This is a genomic window from Pseudoflavonifractor phocaeensis, assembly GCF_016901955.1.
In the GTDB taxonomy this organism is placed as follows: Bacteria; Bacillota; Clostridia; order Oscillospirales; family Oscillospiraceae; genus Flavonifractor; species Flavonifractor phocaeensis_A.
Genome location: NZ_JACJLC010000118.1, coordinates 1 through 6,755, shown reverse-complemented (window position 1 = coordinate 6,755; position 6,755 = coordinate 1). Strand labels below are relative to the sequence as shown.

General features: G+C 54.0%; 9 protein-coding genes, 5 tRNA genes and 1 rRNA gene. 2 read left to right on the top strand and 13 right to left on the bottom strand.

All coding sequences use genetic code 11. The features are described from left to right. Positions 1-110: 110 nt before the first annotated feature. The 7 genes from H6B51_RS15755 to H6B51_RS15725 all read right to left on the bottom strand — a co-directional run bounded on the left by H6B51_RS15755 (position 111) and on the right by H6B51_RS15725 (position 3,702). Positions 111-890, bottom strand: coding sequence for a rolling circle replication-associated protein (locus H6B51_RS15755; RefSeq protein ID WP_204884569.1), 780 nt, complete (start codon positions 888-890; stop codon positions 111-113). Between the two features lie 384 nt (positions 891-1,274). Then, complete coding sequence (locus H6B51_RS15750) at positions 1,275-1,697, bottom strand: hypothetical protein (RefSeq protein WP_204884568.1); 423 nt, start codon at positions 1,695-1,697, stop codon at positions 1,275-1,277. Between the two features lie 15 nt (positions 1,698-1,712). Further along, complete coding sequence (locus H6B51_RS15745) at positions 1,713-2,198, bottom strand: hypothetical protein (protein ID WP_204884567.1); 486 nt, start codon at positions 2,196-2,198, stop codon at positions 1,713-1,715. Positions 2,199-2,288: 90 nt separating this feature from the next. Next, positions 2,289-2,510, bottom strand: coding sequence for a hypothetical protein (locus tag H6B51_RS15740; protein WP_204884566.1), 222 nt, complete (start codon positions 2,508-2,510; stop codon positions 2,289-2,291). A gap of 34 nt (positions 2,511-2,544) precedes the next feature. Then, positions 2,545-2,838, bottom strand: a complete 294-nt coding sequence (locus H6B51_RS15735) for a hypothetical protein (RefSeq protein ID WP_204884565.1) — start codon at positions 2,836-2,838, stop codon at positions 2,545-2,547. Between the two features lie 336 nt (positions 2,839-3,174). Next, positions 3,175-3,429, bottom strand: coding sequence for a MerR family transcriptional regulator (locus tag H6B51_RS15730; protein WP_087189441.1), 255 nt, complete (start codon positions 3,427-3,429; stop codon positions 3,175-3,177). A 36-nt stretch (positions 3,430-3,465) separates the two neighbouring features. Further along, a complete protein-coding gene (locus tag H6B51_RS15725; protein WP_204884564.1) occupies positions 3,466-3,702 on the bottom strand; it encodes a helix-turn-helix domain-containing protein in 237 nt (78 codons plus the stop codon). A gap of 164 nt (positions 3,703-3,866) precedes the next feature. Here H6B51_RS15725 and H6B51_RS15720 point away from each other — a divergent pair, with 164 nt between their 5' ends. Both H6B51_RS15720 and H6B51_RS15715 read left to right on the top strand, forming a co-directional pair. After that, positions 3,867-4,514 carry a helix-turn-helix transcriptional regulator gene (locus H6B51_RS15720; RefSeq protein WP_204884563.1) on the top strand — a complete coding sequence of 216 codons (648 nt, stop codon included), beginning with the start codon at positions 3,867-3,869 and terminating at the stop codon, positions 4,512-4,514. A 119-nt stretch (positions 4,515-4,633) separates the two neighbouring features. Next, a complete protein-coding gene (locus H6B51_RS15715) occupies positions 4,634-5,842 on the top strand; it encodes a tyrosine-type recombinase/integrase (RefSeq protein WP_204884562.1) in 1,209 nt (402 codons plus the stop codon). A 117-nt stretch (positions 5,843-5,959) separates the two neighbouring features. Here H6B51_RS15715 and H6B51_RS15710 read toward each other — a convergent pair. The 6 genes from H6B51_RS15710 to rrf all read right to left on the bottom strand — a co-directional run bounded on the left by H6B51_RS15710 (position 5,960) and on the right by rrf (position 6,605). Next, positions 5,960-6,035, bottom strand: a tRNA-Thr gene (locus tag H6B51_RS15710). 4 nt (positions 6,036-6,039) lie between these two features. Beyond that, positions 6,040-6,116, bottom strand: a tRNA-Asp gene (locus tag H6B51_RS15705). 40 nt (positions 6,117-6,156) lie between these two features. After that, a tRNA-Trp gene (locus H6B51_RS15700) sits at positions 6,157-6,232 on the bottom strand. A 3-nt stretch (positions 6,233-6,235) separates the two neighbouring features. Beyond that, positions 6,236-6,312, bottom strand: a tRNA-Ile gene (locus tag H6B51_RS15695). Positions 6,313-6,372: 60 nt separating this feature from the next. Next, a tRNA-Asn gene (locus H6B51_RS15690) sits at positions 6,373-6,448 on the bottom strand. Between the two features lie 41 nt (positions 6,449-6,489). Next, positions 6,490-6,605: ribosomal RNA gene (rrf, locus tag H6B51_RS15685) — 5S ribosomal RNA — on the bottom strand. Between the last annotated feature and the right edge of the window lie 150 nt (positions 6,606-6,755).

The window sequence follows — 6,755 nt, the reverse complement described above, 5'->3', positions numbered from 1 at the left end:
GCTTGAATCCGTATGCCTTCTGCGAGAATTCTAAACACAAACCGTTCTGCCAAAAGCTATGTCTTGGCAGGACGGTTCTTTTTGCCTTATTATGCGGTGTTGCCCTAAAGTTATATATACTTACAAGCAAGATATTGAGAGGCCCGCTCAGCCTGCTCTGTGGCCGTTTCCGGGCCGTTGTGCTGCTGTCTCCAGGACGGTACACGGTATTTGATATAGCTGTAACTTCCGTACTCTGTGGCCTTCTCCTCCCGCTCCAGAACAAAGCACCCAGGCGGGACGGCCAAGGCCGTATCATCCGGGACAAAGCAGCTCTCCACCACGGGCTTTGCCAGGTTGCGGCTTCCCGTCCACATCTGCGCACCCACCGGGCGGCCCTCTACGCTCTCCTTGGTCATGTACCGGGCCAGGGTGTCATAGTCCCGATCCCGTACATACTGTAAGTCCACCACATCCCCATAGGGCCACAGGCTGCGGATTGTCTCTATGTCCCGCTCGGTAGCGTTAATGACCAGGTGGTGGTGCAGGCGGGCTGCTCCGTGCTTCTCCTCGGTGGTGTAGACGTATTTTGTCACCTGCCCCCGGGCCTTGCGGTGCTCTCTCAGATGCTTGAGGAACTTCCGCACGTTCTTTAAAGCCTCGGCCCGTTTGGCCGGAAGATCCTCATCCCGATATGTAAGGGTAACAAAGAGATCCTTTCCAACAAAGTTCGCCGCCAGCAGCATTTCCAGCTTGCCCTTGGCCGTCTTGTCGTTCATGGCCTTCTGTGCTGCGGTGGTCATGCGGGACTTTTCCGCCCTGGCCCGCTCCCCGTCCCGGGGCTCCGGGGCGGTGTATAAGATTGTCTTGACGATGCAACCCGCCGTAATGGTCTTTTTCCGCTTTGCCATATCGCCGCACCTCTTACCTCGTTTTGGGTATAAGAAAGAGCCAGAGCATGGCCCCCTCGAGCGGGATCAACTCCCGCCCGGTCACCGTTGGCTCTGGCTCAGGCGCTGCCCGGAAGGCTCCGGGACGGGCTCAGGCGCTGGCACTATATGCGCTTGCCGTCAGTGAGGGCACCGGGGCTTGCCCGGCTCCATTTCCTGCACTGGCCTCTAAGGGCTCTGGCAACTATTGTTTTCCTGCTGTACGGCCCCGCTCTGTTACATTCCAAGAGCAGAGCACAGTTTATACAAGTCCCCCCCCGGGAAAGCTGGTTCAGGCCATCCGCAAACAGCTGTGCGCATACTTCGTCCAGCTCAAAGGGAAGCGGATCAGTGTTATTGATGCTTCTAAGGCATACAGAGTGCGGCCGGTAGTCCTATCTTTTTGCATACCTGCTCTAACTCTTGCTCCGCAAGCTGGTTGATATCCCAAGCAAAATCCGCAGCACATTCATCATCCGGGTCAAAAACAGGATCTTCATGTTTCTGCACGCTCAGATCCGGTATTTCAACTTCTAGCTTAGATATAACCTCAGATCTATACTCCGCTCCACCACGGAGCACTCCGAGAAGGTAAAACCCCCGCATCATTGCCAGTAACTTGGCCTGCGGCGCTCTGACCTTACCGGCCAGCCGCTCCATATATGCTGCCACGTGTTTAGCCTCATCCATAAAGTCGGCCAGCCCACTGCCTTCTGCATACGGTGTAAACTCGCTCAGGAACTTCAGTTCCTCATTTTCCAGCAAAATTGTTTCCAGATTGATATCCATGCTCTTTCCGCCTTTCTATGTATGATGGATTCCCCTGGAGGACACCCACAGACGGGCACAGGGCAGCGGGGAATGTCCTACCTGGATGGGCTGGCGCAGCAGCTCCGACGCCAACGCCTGCCCCTGCTGAGACAGATCCAGCGGGCCTACATACACCGGGCCATACGGCCACGGATGCCCCAGCATATCGGCAGATTCCTTGCCCCTGTTGAGTATTACACGGTGTACAAGGCTCCCCGCCTGCTCCGTTCCCAGCAGATAAACATACTTGGCAGCCATGCCCTTGGCCCTTCTGAGCGCCGATATGCTGCCGATCCACTGTCTTACCTGCTGCCGTGCCAGCTCACGCGAGCGGGGCCAGGGGCCTGCCTGATAGGTCAGCGTTACCAGCAGATCCCCGTCGGTAAAGTTGGCCGCCAGAGTGCGGGCCAGCCGATCCCGTGAAAGCAGCAGGTTTCTCATCCGCTGCCGTTCCCCAGACTTTGTGCCCCTCTGCTCCATGTGCGTGTCCTCCATTTCTCATAGGCCAGGGCGGAGCGCATACCGCACCACACCCTGGCCTCAGTTCCATAGTCAGTTGATTTCCTTACTCTACGCACTTTCTGATAATGACCATTTCTCCATGAGCGCCTGGATTACCTCATACGTAAGGAGGTTTTCCCCATCCGGCTTGTTGGCCTTTAATTCCGCACGAAAGTCGGGGTGCTGAATCAAAAGGCGCATGAATAAGTACAGCTCTTCTTTTCCTGCATCATCCAGCCGGGAAAGCATCCGCTTAAACTCCTGCTTTCTCCTCTTTGCGTCCCGATTCATACTTGACACACTTCTCTTGCGGGTGGTATCACGCTCACACCTCATGCCGTCCGCCTCCCTTCCTGCCGGTCTCCCGGCCTTGGGGGCTAAGGCTCTCCAGCATGAGCCGGACACCCAGCCGGAAACCGTTTACAAACCCCTGGGATTCATGCTCACTGGCCACGGCCATGCACAGCTCCTCCAGATCTTCCCCCCTGCCTTCTTTGACCGCCAGGCTAAAGGCGTCATACCGCTCATCGGCGGCGGGCAGGTGTATGTACTCCTTTTCGATGTCCGTTACAAACCCAGCGCATACCAGGCGCAAGGTCTCGATTACCTCAAAATTCAATTTGACAATCTCCCTCTGCCTCTGTAAAATAGAGGCGTGAAATAGTTGCGTGACTGCTTTGTTTCACCTGCCGTTGGGGTGTTGCTACCACCTCAGCGGCTTTCTTTTTGCCCAAAATCCGCCCGCTCGAGCGGGTTTGTCCTGTCTTATGCGGCCCTCTGGCTCGCCTTCTGCGGCAGCTTGTCCCTCCCAGACGGGCCAGGAGCAGGGGAACACCGGACAGGATTACCCCCACCAGCAGGGCAACCATACCGCCCGGGCGCTCTGCCAGGCCGTCCGCACTGGCCGCCAGCCCCAGCACCAGGCAGAAGGAGATACCCTCCAGTGCCGATTCCCTCATGCCCTTGCCTTCTTTCGGCCTGCGGCCCTGATATCGGTCACCTTGTCGGGCAGCTGGGCCGGTTCCGGCTCCTCTGTCGTGGCCCCAAGGCTGCGCAGGAGGGCGGGAACGTTGATGTAGTAGACCCGGCCGCTCTTGACGTGGGGCACCGTACCCGCCCAGCATCCCCGGCGCAGGTAGTACATGGACAACCCTGTGGTCTTACACGCCTGCTCAATGGTCTGGAAGGGCGTCTGCTTTTGTGCTGACATGGTTCATTCTCCTTTCCTGTGTCCAAGTTGGACACGTTATTCTGCTTCATCACCGCCACTTTTGCCTTCATGCTGGCTGCCATAGCTTACAACCGCATCAGGAGACATGGAAAGCACCTGGCAGATCCGTAGCAGTTCATTTGCATCAAGCTTTCGCTTTTTTAGCAGCACGGCTCCCAATTTCATGGGAGTCAGCCCCGCTCGACGGGCAATTTCTGCTTGAATTAGCGCCCTTTCCTTCACGATTGACGCTAGGTTATCTCTAATATCCATACTATAATCACCTCACCTTGTTTTTCGTAGTAACTAAATTGATTATATTCAATAATATTTGTTTTGTCAATATAAAAATCAATATATTTATTATTATCATTTTTATAATAATTATATTGTTTTTCTTTACCTGTTTTGTTATACTACATTTAGGAGGTGGCGCTATGGTCAATAACATATGTAAAGCACGGCTTAAAGCTGGACTTACTCAAAAACAAGTTGCTTCTGCCGTAAACAAATCGCAGACTACCGTTGCTGCATGGGAAAGCGGACGCTCACAACCAGATGCAGCGACTATTGTCAAGCTATCTGAACTCTTTCATGTATCAAGCGACTATTTGCTCGGGATAAGCCTTATAGATCACCATGAGAACTTCAAATTATCCAATGAGGCAAGAATAAATGACCTGAGCGAACACGACAAAGTAAAATTAGATTCATATATACAAAAAGTGCTTGATTTTTGCATTGGAGAGGCAGAGCGTGAATTATTCCCTACTTTCTCATTATCCTTAGACTGCCTTCTTTCTCAGTTAACACATATTAAAAATATTGTGTATATGTATAGAACAGCTATGCAACAGACAACTTTCGATGATTTGATGAGCAACCAGAAACTATTCAAAGGTCTAAATGCAGAAGACCAAGCTGCAATTAGGGCGCTTTATGACATTGCATCAAAAGCACCCATCGACACCGTATTTGCTCAAAGGGCACTATATGAAATTGCGTGCAGTAGTGGATCACTGAGTAAATTAGTGATGGAATTAAAGGAAAACTTATCAAAGTTTAAAGAAGAACCCCACGAATAATAAAAGCCCGCTCGGAGCGGCAACTCCAAGCGGGCGGTGCGCACAGTCCCACACGTTCAAATATAGGCCCTGTATGCCTTCTCATTGTATCACACGGGGCCGGGAAAGGAAATGATTTTATGCCTTCCACCCGGAAAATGACCAATAAGGCCGGGGAATCCTTCTATGAGATCCGGGTCAGCCGTGGCCGGAGCGCAGCTCCTCTGTCCATGCGGTGGTATCCACCCGCAGGCTGGGGCCAGCGGGCCATAGACCGGGAACTCTCCAAGGTGGCCGCCGACTTTGAGCGCCGCTGCCAGGCCGGGGAGATCCTCAGCCGGACAGAGCGGCACGAGCGGGAAGCTGAGGCCCAACGGGCTGCCGCCAGGATCCAGACCTTGAAGCAGTACAGCGAGGATGTTTTCATGCCCGCCAAGACCATTTCTATCTCAGAGAACAGCCGAAGCAGCTTCCAGGGGATGCTTGACAAGTGGATCTATCCCGCCCTGGGGGAACTGAAGCTGCCGGACATTACCCCCGCCAATATTACCGCCCTGCTGCTGTCCATGCAGGCCCAGGGCAAGGCCCACGCAACGGTGGTAAAGTGCTATACCATCCTGAACAGCCTATTCAAAATGGCTTTTCTGGCTGATACCATCCCCAAGAACCCTATGCACAAGGTGGAACGACCCAAACCCAGGAAGGACGAAGCCCGGCACGATGAAGTAGAGGCCTACACCGTGGAGGAGGTGCGCCATATCCTGTCCTGTCTGGACAAGGAGCCGCTCAAATGGCGGGTGCTGGTGCGGCTGCTCATTGATACCGGCATACGCCGCGGCGAGTGCTGCGGCCTCCAGTGGAAGGACATAGACTTCCAGGAGAACACCATCACGATCTGCGGAAACCTCTGCTATACCCCACAGAAGGGGGTATACCTGGACACCCCCAAGAACGGGCGGAGCCGTACCGTTGATGTGGATCCAGATATCATGGCTCTGCTGCGGGCCCTCCGCTCGGAGCAGGCCGCCCAGGCCATCAGTGCCTATGTCTTTACCCAGGACGGCAGCCCGGAGCCTATGCACCCCCAGAGCCCCACACGCTACATGAAAAAGTTTGCCAAACGCTACAACGTCTCAGACCTCCATCCCCACAAGCTGCGCCACACCTTTGCCAGTATTGCCATCACGAGCGGGGCGGACGTGGCCAGCGTGTCTGAGAAGCTGGGCCATAGTGATAAGGCGGTCACGCTGCGGATGTATACCCACGCCGATCAGGAAAGTATAAAGCGGGCAAGCCAGATTTTCCGGGACGCTCTCAAACAGGACACGAAAAAAGCCGGGCAGGGTTGACCTGTCCGGCTCCGTTTTTTGCCCCCGTCTGGGTTTTTGTCTGGTTTTTTCCGCCGCTCAATCTGCTGGAAGAAAAAAACAAAAAGCCCCAAAGCCTTGCGGCTCTAGGGCTTCATGTGGAGCTGCTATCCGGATTTGAACCGGAGACCTCATCCTTACCAAGGATGTGCTCTACCTACTGAGCTACAGCAGCATAATGGCGACGCGGAAGGGACTTGAACCCTCGACCTCCGGCGTGACAGGCCGGCGTTCTAACCAACTGAACTACCGCGCCATCTATGCATCTATGCAAACAGCGATTTCGCTGTTATTTTTGGCAGGGGCAGAAGGATTCGAACCCTCGGCACTCGGTTTTGGAGACCGATGCTCTACCAGCTGAGCTATACCCCTATGTGGTGGGCCTTCGGGGACTCGAACCCGGGACCGACCGGTTATGAGCCGGCTGCTCTAACCAACTGAGCTAAAGGCCCATACCGATCCTTTTCTTAAAAAATGGCTCGCCGTCACGCTTGTGGCGGCGAGCCACATTCTGGCTCCCCCTGTTGGACTCGAACCAACGACCCTGCGGTTAACAGCCGCATGCTCTACCGACTGAGCTAAGGAGGAATATAAAAGGGTCCGGTCTGGTCAGACCAGACCCTTCTCTGTGTTGGCGTTACCTATCTTCCCGGTCCGTCTCCAGACAAGTATTTTCGGCGCAGGTGAGCTTAACTTCCGTGTTCGGAATGGGAACGGGTGGACCCTCACCGCAATCAACACCAACTTACTTTCCTTTGAAAAGAAAAGTAAGCAAAAGAAACTTTTATCAACTTTCTTCTCCTTACCGTTCTTCTCAACGATAAGTTATTATATTCTCTTTTCATCTCACTGTCAAGACCATTTTTTAAATGGTGACCCGTACGGGAATCGAACC